The organism is Leucobacter sp. OH1287 (assembly GCF_003859945.1).
In the GTDB taxonomy this organism is placed as follows: domain Bacteria; phylum Actinomycetota; class Actinomycetes; order Actinomycetales; family Microbacteriaceae; genus Canibacter.
In genome coordinates, this window is the sequence record NZ_RQYM01000007.1 from 16,427 (window position 1) to 33,164 (window position 16,738).

Here is a 16,738-nt window from a genome sequence, read left to right on the forward strand (position 1 = left end):
ATGGACTTCACAACGGGTGCATTCCTGATCACGCTGGTTACCGCGCTCGCCTGCGCGGTGCCGGGTATCTTTATTGTGCTGCGGCAAGACTCGATGCTGGTTGACGCAATCGCTCACTCGGTTCTGCCCGGCATTATTATCGGCTATCTTTTCACGGCGGATCTGCAGAGCCCGCTGCTGTTAATCGGTGCGGCGCTTGCAGCGCTGCTGGTTGTTCTGGCGACGGAGCTGCTGAAAAAATCGGGGCTGCTCAGCACCGGAACACCGATCGGACTGGTGTTTCCCGCGCTGTTTAGCATCGGCGTGATGCTGCTGAGCACAAAGTTCACAAACGTTCACCTGGACACACACGCCGTGCTCGTCGGCGACACCAACCTGGCGGCGTTCGAGCAACTGGAGGTTTTCGGCCTCTCCCTCGGCCCGCGCTACCTCTACACGGTGCTGAGCATTTTCGTGTTGAACCTGCTGTTCGTTTGGCTGCTTTATCCACGCCTGAAGGTCACAACCTTTGATCCCGCGTACGCGAAAAGCATCGGCATTAAAACCGGTGCTGTCCGCTGGGCGCTGATGCTGTCGGTTGCGATAACCGTCACCGGCGCGTTCCACTCGGCCGGCGCGATCCTCACCCCGGCGATGCTGATTATGCCGGTTGCGGCGGGAATTATGCTCGTTAAGAAGCTCACCCACATGCTGCTATTTACGGTCGGTTTTGCGGCGCTCGGATCGGTTACCGGGTTCTGGAGCGCCTACTATCTCGACCAGCCGACCAGCCCCGCGGTTGCGCTCGTGTTCGCGCTGCTGTTCACGCTCAGCCTGATCATCAGCAAAACCGGGCGCCGCGCTAACAACTCGCAGCGCGCAGCGGTTAGCGCCGCCGCCAGCTAGCCCGACAACGGCGAGGTATTGCGGTTCTTTCTGGCTTGCAACTGTCTGGCCAGACAGTGCGTTCTGGCTCAACAACATTGGCTGATTACGGCGCTTTCTAGCCAAGAACAGCCGGTAACCAACTAGACTTAATAGCAACGCGCAAACAGCCTGCACCAGCGCGGGCGAGCGGATCACGCTAGCGGATGACGCTAACCGACCAGCGAACGGAGCAGGCGCATGAAAAACAAGAAACCCCTGATAATCGCCATTGCGGTCACGCTTGTCTGCGTGATCGGCGCCGTTGTTTTCTTGCTCGTTTGTGAGCACAACACGCAGCAGGCGCGCAACGAGGCCTTTCAACAGTATAAGTCCGCGAAAAAGGACTACAACACCAGCTGGGATAAGCTGCAGGCGACTATTGAGGCGGCGAACGACACCTATGACGCCTACTCTAAGATCCAAGAAAAACACCCGACCAGCTCGATGACCAAGGAGCTGAACAACTCCGCGCTGCAGCTGCAGCAGAAACTTGACAGCTGCACTGACCTGTCCAAGATTAACCTCCCCAGCGACGACAAGGTGAAAGAGATGCGGGTTGCGCAGATCCAAAAGCTGCAAACCCGGCTAAAAAGCGAAACCAGGAAGCTTGACGAGGCAAGCACCGAGCTCAGCGAGATAAACGATGAGGTGAGCGAGGGCGTAAAAGCGCAGCAGGCCAGCGATAACGGTGTGTCCGTGCAGAAGGCTGCCCTGGATCCAACCAAGATCAACGGCACCTGGTGCCAGGCAGAGATCCCCGGCTACCCGAAACTGCCAAGCGGTGAAACGATGCACTGCCTCAACATTGACTGGCCGGTTCACTGGCAGTCTGACCAGGATCGCAGCGAGGGCTTTATTATGCAGGAGGAGCCTGTGAACACCGAGCCTGGAGCCGCTGAAAAACTACTGGGTGGCTGCTTTAGTGCCCGGCCGGTTGCCCTTGCCGCAACCGGTGAGCCCCTGGCCGCCGGCGGGTTTGCTTTCTACTACTGCGCTAAAGCAGACGAGGTCAACCCGAGTCAGATCAGATACCTGCCCGGTTTTGATGAGTACTCTGAGCTCCAGTTGATTATGGACTACATCAACAACAACCCGGATCAGGAGCTGCTGTTTACCGGACACAACTTTGGTGTTCCGTGGGTGAGAAAACAGTAAGTGTTACGAGATGTGGTACGCCCCCCGGGACTCGAACCCGGAACCCGCTGATTAAGAGTCAGCTGCTCTGCCAATTGAGCTAGAGGCGCAGATTGTTTTTGACAACTGAACTAATATAACACACAAAATGTCACCCGCGCAAAACCAAATCTAACCGCCGCGTTTCGTGTCCGAAAACTACTGAAAAATCAAGCAGAAAGGCACCCGATGTCAGATCAGGAACACACCGAGGGGGGCGTTTTGTCAGCGGCTCCGGTGGGCGGATCCGCAACCCCCGCGAGCGCGGAATCAACCACCGCAGCGGGCGCAGGATCCGCGACCCCCGCCGATCTGGAGCTCGCGCTGCGCCTGGCCGAGATCGCAGCTGAGATAGCGCTACCTCGGTTCCGCGCCGCAGACCTCAGGGTTTCCACAAAACCGGATCGTACCTTCGTCACCGACGCCGATCAGGCGGTTGAGGCCGCGATCCGCGACGAAATCCTTGCCCAGCGCCCCGGCGACTCGTTTTACGGCGAAGAAACCGGTAAAACCGCTGCCGCCGCCCGCCAGTGGATTGTCGACCCGATTGACGGCACCTCAAACTTCCTGCGCGGTGTCCCCAACTGGGCAACCCTGATCGCCCTCGTCGTCAACGGCGAAGCGCAGCTCGGCGTGGTTGCGATGCCCGCGCTCAACACCGTTTGGTGGGCGCTAAAGGGTCAGGGTGCCTTTAAGCAGATCGGATCCGCCCCCGCCGAACAAATCCACACCTCCCAGATCACCGAGCTCGCGGATGCCTCGCTGAGCTTCCAGTCGATCCAGCAGTGGGAGGAGGCGGGCGAGCTTGACACGCTGCTCAGCCTGCGGAGGCAGGTGTGGCGTGACCGCGCCTACGGTGACGCCTGGTCATATATGCTGCTCGCCGAGGGACTGATCGATATCGTCGGAGAGTTTGATGTTAAACCCTACGACCTCGCGGCGCACATCACGATTGTGCGCGAGGCGGGCGGCAAAATCACAGACTACTGGGGTAAAGACAGTATTGAAACCGGATCCTGTTTAGCATCAAACGGTCCGCTGCACAGCAGCATCATCACCAGCCTGCACGGGCAAGACAAGGAGAGAGAATGAACAGTCACACAACACCGCAGCGCGCCGACCAGGGCGGCGCCTCCCCAGCAAACCGGTCGGGGCTGCTGCTCGCCACAGTGCTGGTGCTCGACGCAGTACTGGTTTTGGTTTTCTCGGCGATCGGCCGCGCCAACCACGGGCTTGAGCAGAGCATCCCCGGTGTTTTCCAGAGCGCCTGGCCGTTCCTTGTCGGCCTGCTGCTCGGGTGGCTGATCAGCCGCGTGTGGATCAAACCGACCGCCCTCACAACCGGCCTCATCATCTGGGTTGCCACCGTCGCGGTTGGGCAGCTGCTGCGCTTCTTCACAACCAACAGCTTCTCGGTTGCGTTCCTGATCGTCAGCGTGATTGTGCTGCTGGTGTTCCTCGTCGGCATCAGGCTGATCGCGCTCGGTTTTAGGCAGCTGAACAAAACCCCGCGCAGCAACTAAGCATCGAGCTGGCAGCATAATCGGCTGCGTGGGCGGATCCACCAGCGCCGCCTAGTAAGCTACAGCGTGCCAGCTGCTCACCCTCCCCCGGTACCCCGGTCGCTATCCCTCGTCAGGGACCAGCACCGGGGTATCTTTGTTGAGGCTCTCGCCCCTAAAGAACGGTTTAGCGCCCGGGAAGAAGGCCCAAATACCCATCAGCACGAAACCGATTGCGAGCGCGCCAACGCCGATCACGAACACACCGCCGATGCCCCAGAACACTGTGTAGCCGTATTCAGGGTTGATCATGTCGATGGCGCTGTAGACGAAAGCGTAACCGAGCAGGATACCGCCGAGTAACGGCAGAATACCCCGCATAATCATGTTGCGGGCGCTGTCCCGGAGAGTTTTACGGTAGTACCAGACGCAGGCGAACGACACAATCGCGTAGTAGAGCGCAACCGCGAGACCCATTGAGGAGAGCGAGTCGGCGAGCATGTTCTCCGACACAATCGACATAATCACGTAGTACGCAATAGAGGCGACGCCCATAACCGTGGTTGAGAACCACGGGGTCTTGAACCGCGGGTGCACCTCCGCGAACTTCGCAGGCAGGGCACGGTAGACAGCCATTGACAGGGTGCCTCGCGCGGTTGGCAGAATCGTTGTCTGGGTGGACGAGGCTGCCGACACCATAACCGCGAGGATCAGGAACCAGCCCCACGGCCCGAACAGTGCGCCGCTGAGGACGCTGAACACGTCTTCAAGGTTGCTCTCGTTGGTTAGGCCTGTTCCCTCGCTGCCAAAGCCCGCGAACATCATCGCCGCAACCGACACCCCTACGTACAGCACAATCAGCAGTGCAATACTCAAAAGCGCGGCCTGGCCTGGGGTTTTGCGCGGGTTTTTGGTTTCCTCGTTGAGCGCGAGGCAGCTATCCCAACCCCAGTAGATGAACAGCGCGAGCAGCACCGCCTCCATAAAACCGCTGAAGCTGGTTATCTGGGTTATGTCGAACCACTCCGGGTTGAAGCTCGTTGATGCCTCGTTGCTGCCGTTCAGGCTGCCAACGACCGCGAAAACCGCGAACAGCACCATCGCGGTGAGCTGGATCGTCATCAGCACCATCTGCATCCGCTCACCGAGCTGCACACCGATTGTGCTGACAATCGTCATAATCGCGATAAACACAACGGAGGTTATCACAACAACCGTGCGGTCGGAGGCGAAGGCCTCGTTACCGAGCAGCAGCCAGAAGTATTTGCCGGTGATCTCACCGACGTTCGCCATCACCATAACCGCCGAAACCGCGACCGCCCAGCCGCCCATCCAGCCGGTTATCGGCCCGAAGGCTTTAGCACCCCAAACGAACGCTGTGCCGCAGTCGGGCATGTCCTTGTTCAGCTCGTTGTAGGCGAGCGCCGCAAAAATCATTGGCACACAGGCGACAATAAAGACGATCGGCGCCTGCGCACCAACCGCGACGATCACATAACCGAGGGTTGCGGCGAGCGAGTAGAGCGGGGCCGTCGATGCCAGTCCGATGACGGTGGATCCAACAACCCCGATGGCACCGCTGTGCAGACCCTTGCCAACATGAATATGGCCGGTATCGGTTGCGTTTTTCAGTGTGTGTCGCTGCTGTTGCGTCATTGCGGTGCCCCGTTCTGGTCAGAGTAAGGAGATTTACCTAACGCTGTCATCTTACACTGCGAAGCAACAGCGCGCCACAGACTCTTCTCGATTCTGGGCGAGAACTCAGCTCTGATCGGTTATTTCGGGCGTCGATTCAGTTCCAGTCGTGGCCGCACATCGAGGTTTGTGATCTGGGTTGACTCGCCCGCGGAAACCACGAAGCGGATCGCCCTGGCAATCTCAATCGGCGCAATCGCCCAGTCAGCACGATACTCCAGCCCCTTCTCGAGGTAGCTGTCGCGGTGCATCGCGGTGTCGGTTGGGCCGGGGCTGAGCGTTGTCACCCGCAGCTCCTCCTCAAGCCGCAGCGTGTCGGCGAGACCCCTAAGCGCGTGCTTGGTTGCAACATAAACAGACTTACCTGCGTGCGCGTGGGATCCGGCACCCGAGTTGATGAAGATAACGCGGCCCGCTGCCTCCCGCAGCCCCGGCAGGAACTGTTTTGTCAGCATCGCCGGCGCGGTGACGTTAACGAGGAAACTGTTCTGCCAGTCCTGCCAGTCGGTCTCCGGCAGTGTTGCGTCCTGCATCACCGCAGCGCCGTGCACGAGCACGTCAACCCGTGGCAGCTCCAGCTGCAGCGGCTCACGAATATCGGCCTGCACCCAGACAACACCCGGCTGCGACTCAATCTCGCGGCGGCTGATCGCGTAAACGGTGTGGTCTTTTGCCAGCTCTTTTACGATTTCAACGCCCATGCCGCCGGCCGCGCCGGTAACAACCGCGATCTTCTCTGTCATGCTTTAACCCCCAGGTTTGCCGAATCGGTGTCTAATCTAGCTAGTATGTCTAAGTTCCTAGCTGGTGTGTCTAAACTACCTAGCTAACGTGTCTAGCTACCTAGCTAGTGTTCCAGAATCGCCCTGGCGATCGCAAGATACTCTGTAACATTCAGATTTTCTGCGCGCGCAGTCTCCGCGATGTTCGTCCGCTTGAGCAGCTCGGTTACCCGCTCGGTTGAACTGTGCTCGGGCGAAACGGCGGTCTGCAGCGACTGCCGCAGCATCTTCCGTCGGTTCGCGAATGCCGCGTTGATTAGCTCGAAGGTTAACTGCCGCTCCTCTTCGCTGCCGAGCGGCTGCTCGTATTTCTGAAACCCAACAAGCACCGAATCGACGCCCGGCACCGGCCAAAATATTTTCCGGCTAACGGATCCGGCAATCGTCCACCTGCCGTACCATGCCGCCTTAGCACTCGGGGCGCCGTAGATTTTACTGTTCGGGGCTGCCTGGATCCGCTCGCCAACCTCCTGCTGCACCATCACCAGACCGCCGGTTATCGACGGGAAACTCTCAAGCAGGTGCATCAGAATCGGCACCGAAACATTGTATGGCAGGTTTGCAACGAGCAGCTCAGGCGGGGTTGGCAGGCTCTCAACCGCGAGCGCGTCAGAGTGCACAACGCTGAGCTGGGCGTCAGGCTGGTGGTGGGCGACCGTCTCAGGCAGCCAACTGGCGAGCCGGTCGTCGATCTCAACCGCGGTGACGCGCGCGCCCACCTCGGTGAGGCCGAGGGTTAGTGAGCCCAGGCCCGGGCCGATTTCTAACACGTTCTGACCGGCTTTAACATCAGCGAGGCGGATGATCTTGCGCACCGTATTGGGGTCGTGCACAAAGTTCTGGCCGAGTTTCTTGGTCGGGGTGACGCCCAGGCGCTCCGCGAGGCTGCGCACCTGCGCCGGGCCGAGCAGCCGCGGCGGGGTGTTATCCGCGCTACCCTCCCCCGCCGGATTCACCGCGGAGTCACCCGCAGGCACAGCACCCTCGGACGGGGTGTTCTCAGGCAGGGTGTTTTCAGGCATCGCCGTCAAGCCCGGTCTCCCAGCTGCCGTAAACCGCCTCGGTGTTCGCGGTTAGGCTGTTCGCTAGCTCAGCAACATCGCGGCCGAACGTTTCCGCCATCCGCCGCACCGTGTGCACCATCAGATACGGCGCATTCGGCCTGCCGCGCACCGGCTCGGGTGTCAAAAACGGTGAGTCTGTTTCCACCAGCAACAGCCGCGGATCCGCCAGCTGCATCGCCTCCCGCAGGTACGGCGCGTTCTTAAACGTCGAGGTGCCGCTAAACGACATGTACCAGCCGTTATCGTTGCAGACGCGCGCCAGCTCAGTGTCGCCGGAGAAACAGTGGAAAACCGTTCGCTCGGGCGCGCCAACACGCTTCAGCGTTGCAACAACCTCGTCGTGCGCGTCACGGTCGTGAATCTGCAGCGCAACCCCGTGCCGTTTCGCCAGCTCAATGTGCGCCTCAAAAGACTCCAGCTGGAAGCCGCGCCGCGCCTCCTCGGTGCGGAAGAAATCGAGCCCAGTCTCCCCGATTGCGCGCACCCGTGGCTGCTTGGCGAGCCGGTCCAGCTCCGCAAGCTGCCAGTCGAGGTTACCCTGCTCGGCAACCTCCGGTGCGTCGTTCGGGTGGAGCGCAACAGCCGCGAGCACCCGCGGATCCTGCGCCGCAAACTTTGCCGACCAGATACTCGTCTCCAGGTCTGTGCCAACCTGCACAATCCGGCTCACCCCGACGCTCGCCGCCTTATCCAGCGCAGCAAGCGGGGTTGGGGCGTTAGGTCCGGCCGCAAAATCGAGATGGCAGTGGTTGTCAATCACCGGCGCGGGCAGTGGATCCGGCAGCGCGGGCCACTCCCACTTTCGCTCGTCATCTCCCCAGAACCTGATCTGGGTCAGCTGGCTGTCACACACAGGCGGTTAGGCTTCTTCCTCAATCCGCGGGAACAGCACCGGCAGCGGCTGCAGTTCGGTGCCAGCCGGCAGCTGGTTCCAGGTTGCAGCCTCGGCGATGGTCTGATCCGCAAGCGCGCCAATCGCCTGGTCTGCGCCGAGCGCGATCCACAGCTTCTCGGTGGCGTCGGGCATAACCGGGTGCAGCAGCACGGCGAGCGCGCGCAGTCCCTCGGTGACGGTCGCGAGCACGGTGCCGAGCCGCGGCAGCTGCTCTTCTTGCTTAGCCAAAACCCACGGCTCCTGCTCGGTGATGTAGCCGTTGAGCGCGTCCACAATCTCCCAGATGCTCGCAATAGCCTCGTGGATCTGGAACTTCAGCATCTGCTCCTCAGCCTTTGCTGCGGCGCTGGCAACGAGATCCACAATCGCGGTGTCGGCGGCGAGCAGCTCACCCTGCTCGGGCTTTACGCCACCAAAGTATTTGTTGTTCATGCCGATTGTGCGGCTGACCAGGTTGCCGAAACCGTTTGCGAGCTCAGCGTGGTAGCGGGCGCGCAGATCCTCCCAGCTGAATGAACCGTCCTGGCCGAAGTTGATCGCGCGCATGAAGTAGTAGCGGAAGGCGTCGGCACCGAAGGTGTCGGTGATCTCGTTTGGTGCGATACCGGTCAACTTCGATTTTGACATTTTCTCGCCGCCCACCAGCAGCCAACCGTGCGCGTAAACATGCTCTGGCACAGAGAGCCCCGCGGCCATCAGCATCGCCGGCCAGATAACCGCGTGGAACCGCAGAATATCCTTACCGACGATGTGGGTTGCTGGCCACAGCCGCTCCAGCTTCTCGGGGTCGTTACCGTAACCGGCGGCGGTGAGGTAGTTGAGCAGCGCGTCAAACCAGACGTAGGTGACGTGGCTGCTGTTCCACGGGATTGGGATACCCCAGTCGAAGCTGGTGCGGGAGATTGACAGATCCTCAAGCCCCTGCTGCACAAACGCGATAACCTCGTTGCGGGCGCTCGCGGGCTGCACAAAATCTGGTCGCTCCTCGTAGAGCTTCAGCAGTCGATCCTGGAACGCGCTCATCTTGAAGAAGTAGTTCTTCTCCTGCAGGAGCTCCAGCGGTTTTGAGTGGATCTTACAAACCTTCTCACCCTCGAAGGCACCGGATCCGTCAACAATCTCGCTCTTTGGTTTGAACTCTTCACAGCCGACGCAGTAGAGTGCCTCAAACTCGCCGTCGTAGATGTGACCGTCGTCGTAGAGTTTCTGCAGGAACTTCTGCACACCGGTTTCGTGACGCTCATCGGTTGTTCTAATGAAGTCGTCGTTTGAGATGTTGATCAGGTCGAGCAGCGGCTTCCACGACTCAGCAACCAGCTTGTCTGCCCACTCCTTTGGCGCAACACCGTTTGCGCTGGCGGTGCGCAGGATCTTCTGGCCGTGCTCGTCTGTGCCGGTTAAAAACCAGGTGTCAGCACCGCACTGGCGGCTCCAGCGAACCAGCACATCAGAAGCCACTTCTGTGTAGGCGTGCCCGATGTGCGGGGCGTCGTTTACATAGAAGATTGGGGTCGTAAGATAAAGCGATGAGCGTGAAGACATAACTACTATTCTAGGGCAGATGAGGCGGTGAATATAACCGACCCGGGGCGTGGATCCGCTAACAAAATGCATTCGGCTGGCGAAGAAAAAATATTTTGTATGTGGCAAGTTGGAATTTAGGCTGAATCCGGGTGTAACATCGTGATATGAGCGAATCAACTAATACACAGAGCGTCTCGCAAGAGCGCAAAATTGTCACCGAGGTTCCAGGCCCTAAGTCTGTTGCGTTGCACGAGCGTCGCAACAAGGTTGTTTCAACCGGTATCGGAACTGCTTTGCCCGTTTACATCGAGGAAGCGCACGGCGCGATTCTGCGTGATGTTGACGGCAACCAGTTCATTGACTGCGGTTCAGGAATCGGTGTAACAACCATTGGCCACACCGATGAGAAGGTGCTTGAGGCAGCTATCGCCCAGGCTCAGAAGCTCACCCACAGCCTCATCACGGTCACCCCCTACGAGTCTTATGTCAAGGTTGCCGAGTACCTGGCAAAATACACCCCTGTTGAGGGCCCTGTTAAGTCTATGCTGGTTAACTCCGGCGCTGAGGCGGTTGAGAACGCAATCAAGATCGCTCGCCGCTACACCGGCCGCCCAGGCGTTGCCGTGCTCGAGTGCGGCTACCACGGTCGCACCATGCTGACCGCAACCATGAACCACAAGGCTGTTCCTTACACCGCCGGCTTCGGTTCACGCGCGAGCGACATCTACCGCGCACCCAACTCATACCCGCTGCACGACGGCCTAACCGGTGAAGAGGCAGCAAAGCGCACCATCAAGTTCCTGGAGAAGACCGTTAGCGCTGGCGACCTCGCGTGTGTTATCGCGGAGCCTGTGCAGGGTGAGGGTGGCTTCATTGTGCCGGCTGACGGCTACTGGGAGACCCTCGGCAAGTGGTGTCGCGAGAACGGCGTGCTGGTAATCGCTGACGAGGTACAGTCAGGTATCGTCCGCACCGGCACCGTTTACGCTTCAGAGCAGCTCGGCATCAAACCAGACATGGTAACAACCGCTAAGGGTATCGCTGGCGGTTTCCCACTGTCTGCTGTAACCGGCCGCGCCGAGATCATGGACAGCTGCCCTCCGGGCACCCTCGGCGGCACCTTCGCAGGTAACCCAATCGCCTGTGCCGCTGCGATCTCTGTTTTCGAGCAGATCGAGTCAGACAACCTGCTCGACGAGGCAAAGCGCATCGAGAAGGTGTTCGGCGGCGGACTGCGCGAGCTGAAAGAGAAGCACCCTGCAATCGCTGAGGTGCGTGGCCTCGGTGCGATGCTCGCTATCGAGATCACCAAGCCAGGCAGCCTGGAGCCAGACGCAGAGCTCACCAAGGCGGTTATCGGCTACGCTGCACAGAACGGTGTGCTGCTGCTGAACGCTGGTCTCTACGACAACGTGCTCCGCTTCCTGCCATCAATCAAGCTCACTGACGAACTGATCTCTGAGGTTCTGACCGTGCTTGATGAGGCATTCAACGAGGCCGGTGCCTAACCGATGAGTCAGATGCCAGGCACTTTCGCTGTTTCAGAGGCTGTTGAACTTGCGGTTACAACACGCGGCGACTTTATCGAATCTCGCCACGCTGGATCAGCGATAGTCCTGGCCCCCTCGGGGGAGCAACTGCTCCGCCTGGGGAACCCTGATGCAACCTTTTTAACCCGTTCAGCGCTCAAACCGCTGCAGTCCCTGGCAATGCACACCGCCGGGCTGCAACTCGTGGATGACGCTGAACGGGCTATTTCTTTAGCCAGCCACACCGGCACCCCCGCCCACGTTGAAACCGTTGAGCGGGTGCTCGCGGCCGCCAATCTAAGCGAGGCGAATCTGCTCTGCCCGGAAAGCTACCCGGTTGACAAAGCAGCGCGCAATCACCTGATCCGCAAGGGCGCTAAGCCCTCCCGCATCACAATGGGCTGCTCCGGTAAACACGCGGCAATGCTCAGCACCTGTGTTGCAGCCGGCTGGCCAACCAAACACTACACACACCCGGAGCATCCGCTGCAGCAGCACATCGCTGAGACGGTGCAGCGCTACACCGGTGAAACCCCGAGCCCGATAACCGTTGACGGCTGCGGCGCCCCCGTTCTGGGCATGTCGCTGCACGCTCTCGCGCGCGGTTACCGCAGAATGGCGACGGCGGATCCAAACTCCCCCTTCCCCCAGAATCGTATCCCGGCACAGCTGCTCGGCGCCGCAAAGAAGCACCCCGAGCTCGTTGAGGGCCCGGGTGAGCATGACACCGTGGTTATGCAAAACACCAGCGTTTTTGCGAAGTACGGCGCCGAGGGCATCAGCGCGATGGCCGCGCCGGACGGCACCGTCACAGTAGTGAAAATCCTTGACGGTTCACCCCGCGCCTCACGCGCTGTTGCGCTGTCACTGCTCACCTATGTGGGTGCGGTCAGCCGTGAAGAGTTCACGGAGGTGCTAAAGCGCCTGCCGATGCAGATTTACGGTGGCGGCAGCGTTGTCGGCGACATCCGGGTGTCTATCCCCGCGCTGCTAAACCAGTAGCGGATCCCGATCCACGCCGTGCGCGGATCCACCCCGTGAGCTTATTTGCGCGCGAGCGCAACCGGAACCGTGCACGGATCCGTGTTGTCGCTCACCTCGTCGCTGGTTACCTGGCCGTTAATGTCGAAGGTGTCGCTGTCGTCGCTCACCGCGTGCACCTCGATAACAATCACCGTCACATTGTCGCGACCGGCGTTGCCGAGCGACTGTGAGATCAGCATCTCGGCGGCCTCCTGCACGGTTTCAGCCTGTGCGAGGAAGTGCTGCAGCCCGAGATCGGTGAGTTCCTTGGTGAGGCCGTCTGAGCAGAGCAGCAGGCGCTGACCGGGAACGAGCGCGAGCTCAACCGTGTCAGGGTCGGGCGCCTCGTTTAACCCGACCGCGCGGGTGATAACGTTGGCGTGCGGGTGCACATCCGCCTCATCGGGTGTGATTGCACCGCTGTCAACCAGGTGCTGCACAACCGAGTGGTCGGTTGTGATCTGGGTGAGGGAGCCCTTAAAGAACTGGTACACACGAGAGTCGCCGATGTTGAAAACCGTCCACGACGGCACCTCAGTGTCGCTGCTGAAGGTCACACCGGTGACGGTTGTGCCCGCTCCCTGTGCGGCCTCCCCCAGCTCCTCGGCAATGTCTGAAACAGCCTGCTGCAGTTTCTCTGCGATCTGGCCGCTGGTGATCGTTGTCGCACCGGAGAACTCCTCCAGCCGCCTGGTAACGGCGGACGCGGCAACCTCACCGCCCGCGTGACCGCCCATACCGTCAGCGACGGCGAACAGCGGCGGCGCGAGCACATAGCTGTCTTGATTGTTTTCACGGCGGTTACCGACGTGTGTGATGCCGTGCCAAGACAGCTCCACGGTGACGTCACCGCTGTCGTGGTAGCGCAAACGACGCCTTTTGGCGTTCTCGCCTCTTCCAGTCATTTTACGCTCCTATCAAAATCCTTGCCTAGTTTACCCGACAGACTGCGCAACACGGGTTATTTAAACGGCACAGTTAATAACTCTAGTGGACGCTGCTGTGTTTTAGTGGTTAGTTCCGGCTCAGTATCATCAGCTAGCCGGGGCTACGGGGCCGCAGCCTAATTTCTCGGGTGGATCCGGGATCCGCCCCGCTAGGCTGCTCGCCGCCCTATCGCTCCGGCAGGATGTAGCGGAGCACCCCGTCCGCTGACGGGTCAGGGCTGATGTTAAGGCCCTGCCCAGCAGCCCACTCACAGAACTCGTCCGCGTTTTTGGCCTCACAGCCGCTGTTTGCGAGCAGCGAGACCAGTTCGCCCTTTGCGGCCTTGTTGAAGTGGTTTAGTGCCCGCACGGATCCGTCAGCAGCCTGCTGTTCGACGCTCAGCCACGCGGTGTTTGCGCCCGCAGGCAGAGCTGCGAGTTTGACATAGTCTTTTGAACGCAGATCGAGCACAAAACCGCTGGCCGCCCAGTCGATGCTGTCGTGGGCTTTTTGCCACTGCTGTTTCAGAGCCGGTTTTAGGCCTGGGAGGGTGCTGCCGCCAGAAAGCCGGTAGGCGGGGATCAGATCCGCTGCCGTGACAAGACCGAACAGCGCTGACTGCACGGCGACGTGGGAGTTAACCCAGGCTTTTGCGGTGTCGTTTAACGCATCGTAGTCTAGTGCGTCGTAGAGGACGCCGGTGTAGCGTCTAATCGCGGGCAGAACCGGCGCTGTTAAAAGCTCCTGGTTGTTGGTGAGCGCCTGCTCCGCGGTGCTGCCGGGTTTCAGTTTTAGCGCCTTCAGGAAGGCGGCCGCTGCATCGCCCTCGCTCGCGGCTGCCGGCGAGAGTTCCTGCAGCGCGGTTAGCACCCGCTCCCTGGTCTGCTGTAGCGCGTCGGCGAAGCTGAGTGTGTCTAGCTGCAGGGTTTTGTCGGCTCCGCCCTGGTGTTTGGTTTCGGAGGGAGGTAGCAGCACCAGCATTTTCGATACACTTTCTGATGGCAAAATGCTGCCACGCATCAGTTATTGATACGTGGCAGCATTTTTGAGTTTAGGCTACGAGTGTTGCCTTACCGGCAACGACCTGCACCGAATCGTGATCCACAGAGAAGAATCCACCCTCAGCGTCAACTGTGATCTTTTCACCCTCTGGTGTTGTAACTCTTACTTCACCGTTAGCCAGCAGCGCGAGCACGGGCTCGTGACCGGTGAGGATACCGATCTCGCCCTCGCTGGTTTTGGCTGAAACCTGTGTGGCCTCGCCTGACCAGATTTCGCGCTCTGCAGATACTACACTGACGTTGAGTGTCATGATTAGCCGTTCTCTTTCTGGATCTTAGCCCACTTCTCTTCAACGTCGGAGATTGGTCCAACGTTGAAGAAGGCCTGCTCAGCAACGTGGTCGAACTCGCCCTTGCAGATCGCGTCGAATGACTCGATGGTGTCTTTCAGCGGCACGGTTGAACCCTCAACACCGGTGAACTTCTTCGCCATGTAGGTGTTCTGTGAGAGGAACTGCTCGATACGACGTGCGCGTGCAACGGTGATCTTGTCTTCCTCAGAGAGCTCGTCAACACCGAGAATCGCGATGATCTCCTGCAGCTCCTTGTTCTTCTGCAGGATCTGCTTAACGGTGGTTGCAACACGGTAGTGATCCTCACCCAAGTAGCGTGGGTCGAGAATACGTGAGGTTGAGGTCAGCGGATCGATCGCTGGGTACAGACCCTTCGATGCGATCTCACGTGACAGCTCGGTGGTTGCGTCGAGGTGAGCGAAGGTTGTTGCAGGTGCCGGGTCGGTGTAGTCGTCAGCAGGCACGTAGATCGCCTGCAGCGAGGTAATTGAGTGACCGCGGGTTGAGGTAATGCGCTCCTGCAGGATACCCATTTCGTCTGCGAGGTTAGGCTGGTAACCCACAGCTGATGGCATACGGCCGAGCAGGGTTGATACCTCTGAACCTGCCTGGGTGAAACGGAAGATGTTGTCGATGAACAACAGCACGTCCTGCTTCTGAACGTCACGGAAGTACTCCGCCATGGTCAGCGCAGACAGCGCAACACGTAGACGGGTTCCAGGAGGCTCGTCCATCTGGCCGAACACGAGCGCGGTCTTGTCGAACACGCCTGCGTCTTCCATCTCGTGGATCAGGTCGTTACCCTCACGGGTACGCTCACCCACACCGGCGAAAACAGACACACCACCGTGATCCTGCGCTACACGCTGAATCATCTCCTGGATAAGCACTGTTTTACCAACGCCAGCACCACCGAACAGACCAATCTTTCCACCCTGTACGTAAGGGGTGAGAAGGTCGATTGACTTGATGCCTGTCTCAAACAGCTGGGTCTTTGACTCAAGCTGGTCGAAGGCAGGTGGTTCGCGGTGGATGCTCCAGCGCTCTGTTGCTTCGAAGGTTTCACCGTCTGGCAGGTTGAGCACGTCACCGGTTACGTTGAAAACCTTACCCTTGGTAACGTCACCAACCGGTACGGTGATTGAGTCACCGGTGTCAACAACCTCTTGACCGCGAACCAGACCGTCGGTTGGCTTCAGTGCGATAGCGCGCACCAGGTTGTCACCGAGGTGCTGGGCAACCTCGAGAACAAGCTTGAACTTGTCCTGGCCCTCACCGAGTGATACCTCTGTCTCAAGCGCGTTGTAAACAGCGGGAATTGCGTCGTGCGGGAATTCGATGTCGACGACGGGACCGGTAACGCGGGCAATCCGCCCTACTACCTTTTTCTGCTCTGCAGTTGTAGTCATCTGTTCTCTTTCTTAGTTTGGCTTATGACAGCGCGTCAGCGCCGCCGACAATCTCTGAAATCTGCTGTGTAATTTCTGCCTGACGAGCATTGTTTGCAAGTCGGGTGTAGTCACGAATCAGGGCATCCGCGTTATCGCTCGCGGACTTCATCGCCTTCTGGGTTGCAGCGTGTTTAGCGGCTGCGGACTCCAGCAGGGCGTTGAAGATACGTGATTCGATGTAGGCAGGCAAGAGTGTATCTAGCACGGTGTCTGGATCCGGCTCGAACTCGTAGAGCGGTTCAAGATCGCTAGACTCAGCAACACCCTCAACAACCTCGAGCGGCAGCAGGCGCTTCACAAGCGGCACCTGAGAAACCATACTGACGAGCTTGTTGTAGACCAGGTGGATCTCTTGCACACCGCCCTCTTCGGCCGGTGTTTCGTACGCGCCAAGAACCGCGTCGCTGATCTCTTTTGCGGTCTCAAAGGTTGGGTTCTCGGTGTCACCGATCCATGCTCGCTCTGATGGGCGGTTACGGAAGTTAAAGTACCCTTGCGCTTTGCGACCGATTAAGTAGAACTTAACCTCTTTGCCCTCCTCGATGAGCAGCTCGTTGAGCTCCTCAGCCTCGCGCAGCACCTGGCTGTTAAAAGCACCCGCTAGACCGCGATCCGAGGTGAAAATAACAACTGCGGCACGCTGGATGTTCTCTGCTTCGGTGACCAGAGGATGATCCAGTTTTGAGTGAGTGGCTACGGCGGAAACAGCGCGGGTTATCGCATCGTTGTAAGGGTTAGACGCTTCAACACGTGCTTTTGCCTTTTGGATGCGAGAGGCCGCGATCAGTTCCATCGCACGGGTGATCTTCTTGGTCGTCTGGGCAGACTTGATCTTCTGCCGATAGACCCGAAGTTGCGCTCCCATGTCTCTCCTGTGCTAAATCTGTTCCTGTTAGTTGTCTACCGGGGGTTG

General features: G+C 59.3%; 16 protein-coding genes and 1 tRNA gene. 6 read left to right on the forward strand and 11 right to left on the reverse strand.

Features of this window, described 5'->3' with window-relative positions:
• Nucleotides 1–885 (forward strand): metal ABC transporter permease, encoded by an 885-nt coding sequence (locus EII30_RS04945; protein WP_124886226.1) that lies wholly within the window; start codon nucleotides 1–3, stop codon nucleotides 883–885.
• A gap of 219 nt (nucleotides 886–1,104) precedes the next feature.
• Complete coding sequence (locus EII30_RS04950; RefSeq protein WP_124886227.1) at nucleotides 1,105–2,061, forward strand: hypothetical protein; 957 nt, start codon at nucleotides 1,105–1,107, stop codon at nucleotides 2,059–2,061.
• A 13-nt stretch (nucleotides 2,062–2,074) separates the two neighbouring features.
• Here EII30_RS04950 and EII30_RS04955 read toward each other — a convergent pair.
• Nucleotides 2,075–2,150: transfer RNA gene (locus EII30_RS04955), tRNA-Lys, on the reverse strand.
• A 118-nt stretch (nucleotides 2,151–2,268) separates the two neighbouring features.
• On the opposite strand from EII30_RS04955, the gene EII30_RS04960 reads away from it, so the two are divergent.
• Together EII30_RS04960 and EII30_RS04965 are read left to right on the forward strand one after the other, a co-directional pair.
• Nucleotides 2,269–3,171 (forward strand): inositol monophosphatase family protein, encoded by a 903-nt coding sequence (locus EII30_RS04960; protein ID WP_124886228.1) that lies wholly within the window; start codon nucleotides 2,269–2,271, stop codon nucleotides 3,169–3,171.
• A complete protein-coding gene (locus tag EII30_RS04965) occupies nucleotides 3,168–3,602 on the forward strand; it encodes a DUF3054 domain-containing protein (protein WP_124886229.1) in 435 nt (144 codons plus the stop codon). Before EII30_RS04960 ends, EII30_RS04965 begins: the two co-directional genes overlap by 4 nt.
• Nucleotides 3,603–3,704: 102 nt before the next feature.
• On the opposite strand, the gene EII30_RS04970 is transcribed toward EII30_RS04965, so the two are convergent.
• The 5 genes from EII30_RS04970 to metG form a co-directional block, all read right to left on the reverse strand.
• A complete protein-coding gene (locus tag EII30_RS04970; RefSeq protein WP_124886230.1) occupies nucleotides 3,705–5,237 on the reverse strand; it encodes an APC family permease in 1,533 nt (510 codons plus the stop codon).
• A 119-nt stretch (nucleotides 5,238–5,356) separates the two neighbouring features.
• Complete coding sequence (locus EII30_RS04975) at nucleotides 5,357–6,019, reverse strand: SDR family oxidoreductase (RefSeq protein WP_124886231.1); 663 nt, start codon at nucleotides 6,017–6,019, stop codon at nucleotides 5,357–5,359.
• Nucleotides 6,020–6,123: 104 nt separating this feature from the next.
• Entirely contained in the window at nucleotides 6,124–7,080 is a 957-nt protein-coding gene (gene rsmA / locus EII30_RS04980; protein ID WP_124886232.1) for a 16S rRNA (adenine(1518)-N(6)/adenine(1519)-N(6))-dimethyltransferase RsmA, read from the reverse strand.
• On the reverse strand, nucleotides 7,073–7,975 hold the full coding sequence (locus EII30_RS04985; RefSeq protein WP_199731576.1) for a TatD family hydrolase: 903 nt from the start codon (nucleotides 7,973–7,975) through the stop codon (nucleotides 7,073–7,075). The genes rsmA and EII30_RS04985 overlap by 8 nt, the downstream gene beginning before the upstream one ends.
• 6 nt (nucleotides 7,976–7,981) lie before the next feature.
• Nucleotides 7,982–9,559, reverse strand: a complete 1,578-nt coding sequence (gene metG, locus EII30_RS04990) for a methionine--tRNA ligase (protein ID WP_124886233.1) — start codon at nucleotides 9,557–9,559, stop codon at nucleotides 7,982–7,984.
• Between the two features lie 146 nt (nucleotides 9,560–9,705).
• Here metG and EII30_RS04995 point away from each other — a divergent pair, with 146 nt between their 5' ends.
• Both EII30_RS04995 and EII30_RS05000 read left to right on the forward strand, forming a co-directional pair.
• A complete protein-coding gene (locus EII30_RS04995) occupies nucleotides 9,706–11,049 on the forward strand; it encodes an aminotransferase class III-fold pyridoxal phosphate-dependent enzyme (protein WP_124886234.1) in 1,344 nt (447 codons plus the stop codon).
• A gap of 3 nt (nucleotides 11,050–11,052) precedes the next feature.
• Nucleotides 11,053–12,072, forward strand: a complete 1,020-nt coding sequence (locus EII30_RS05000) for an asparaginase (protein ID WP_233569293.1) — start codon at nucleotides 11,053–11,055, stop codon at nucleotides 12,070–12,072.
• 41 nt (nucleotides 12,073–12,113) lie between these two features.
• On the opposite strand, the gene EII30_RS05005 is transcribed toward EII30_RS05000, so the two are convergent.
• The 5 genes from EII30_RS05005 to EII30_RS05025 form a co-directional block, all read right to left on the reverse strand.
• Nucleotides 12,114–12,998: a PP2C family serine/threonine-protein phosphatase gene (locus EII30_RS05005; RefSeq protein WP_124886235.1), complete on the reverse strand. Its 885-nt coding sequence runs from the start codon at nucleotides 12,996–12,998 to the stop codon at nucleotides 12,114–12,116.
• A 208-nt stretch (nucleotides 12,999–13,206) separates the two neighbouring features.
• On the reverse strand, nucleotides 13,207–14,001 hold the full coding sequence (locus tag EII30_RS05010; RefSeq protein WP_158608665.1) for a YaaA family protein: 795 nt from the start codon (nucleotides 13,999–14,001) through the stop codon (nucleotides 13,207–13,209).
• A gap of 70 nt (nucleotides 14,002–14,071) precedes the next feature.
• Nucleotides 14,072–14,332 carry a F0F1 ATP synthase subunit epsilon gene (locus EII30_RS05015; protein WP_124886237.1) on the reverse strand — a complete coding sequence of 87 codons (261 nt, stop codon included), beginning with the start codon at nucleotides 14,330–14,332 and terminating at the stop codon, nucleotides 14,072–14,074.
• Between the two features lie 2 nt (nucleotides 14,333–14,334).
• Nucleotides 14,335–15,783: a F0F1 ATP synthase subunit beta gene (gene atpD / locus EII30_RS05020; RefSeq protein ID WP_124886238.1), complete on the reverse strand. Its 1,449-nt coding sequence runs from the start codon at nucleotides 15,781–15,783 to the stop codon at nucleotides 14,335–14,337.
• A 22-nt stretch (nucleotides 15,784–15,805) separates the two neighbouring features.
• Entirely contained in the window at nucleotides 15,806–16,690 is an 885-nt protein-coding gene (locus tag EII30_RS05025; RefSeq protein ID WP_124886239.1) for a F0F1 ATP synthase subunit gamma, read from the reverse strand.
• Between the last annotated feature and the right edge of the window lie 48 nt (nucleotides 16,691–16,738).

What these genes read in the sequence shown, in the direction of transcription:
- EII30_RS04945 (WP_124886226.1), top strand. Translation starts at nt 1, where the DNA reads ATGGACTTCACAACGGGTGCATTCCTGATCACGCTGGTTACCGCGCTC.
- rsmA (WP_124886232.1), bottom strand. Translation starts at nt 7,080, where the DNA reads ATGCCTGAAAACACCCTGCCTGAGAACACCCCGTCCGAGGGTGCTGTG.
- EII30_RS04970 (WP_124886230.1), bottom strand. Translation starts at nt 5,237, where the DNA reads ATGACGCAACAGCAGCGACACACACTGAAAAACGCAACCGATACCGGC.
- EII30_RS04960 (WP_124886228.1), top strand. Translation starts at nt 2,269, where the DNA reads ATGTCAGATCAGGAACACACCGAGGGGGGCGTTTTGTCAGCGGCTCCG.
- EII30_RS04950 (WP_124886227.1), top strand. Translation starts at nt 1,105, where the DNA reads ATGAAAAACAAGAAACCCCTGATAATCGCCATTGCGGTCACGCTTGTC.
- EII30_RS05015 (WP_124886237.1), bottom strand. Translation starts at nt 14,332, where the DNA reads ATGACACTCAACGTCAGTGTAGTATCTGCAGAGCGCGAAATCTGGTCA.
- EII30_RS05005 (WP_124886235.1), bottom strand. Translation starts at nt 12,998, where the DNA reads ATGACTGGAAGAGGCGAGAACGCCAAAAGGCGTCGTTTGCGCTACCAC.
- EII30_RS04975 (WP_124886231.1), bottom strand. Translation starts at nt 6,019, where the DNA reads ATGACAGAGAAGATCGCGGTTGTTACCGGCGCGGCCGGCGGCATGGGC.
- EII30_RS05000 (WP_233569293.1), top strand. Translation starts at nt 11,053, where the DNA reads ATGAGTCAGATGCCAGGCACTTTCGCTGTTTCAGAGGCTGTTGAACTT.
- EII30_RS05025 (WP_124886239.1), bottom strand. Translation starts at nt 16,690, where the DNA reads ATGGGAGCGCAACTTCGGGTCTATCGGCAGAAGATCAAGTCTGCCCAG.
- EII30_RS04995 (WP_124886234.1), top strand. Translation starts at nt 9,706, where the DNA reads ATGAGCGAATCAACTAATACACAGAGCGTCTCGCAAGAGCGCAAAATT.
- metG (WP_124886233.1), bottom strand. Translation starts at nt 9,559, where the DNA reads ATGTCTTCACGCTCATCGCTTTATCTTACGACCCCAATCTTCTATGTA.
- atpD (WP_124886238.1), bottom strand. Translation starts at nt 15,783, where the DNA reads ATGACTACAACTGCAGAGCAGAAAAAGGTAGTAGGGCGGATTGCCCGC.
- EII30_RS05010 (WP_158608665.1), bottom strand. Translation starts at nt 14,001, where the DNA reads ATGCTGGTGCTGCTACCTCCCTCCGAAACCAAACACCAGGGCGGAGCC.
- EII30_RS04965 (WP_124886229.1), top strand. Translation starts at nt 3,168, where the DNA reads ATGAACAGTCACACAACACCGCAGCGCGCCGACCAGGGCGGCGCCTCC.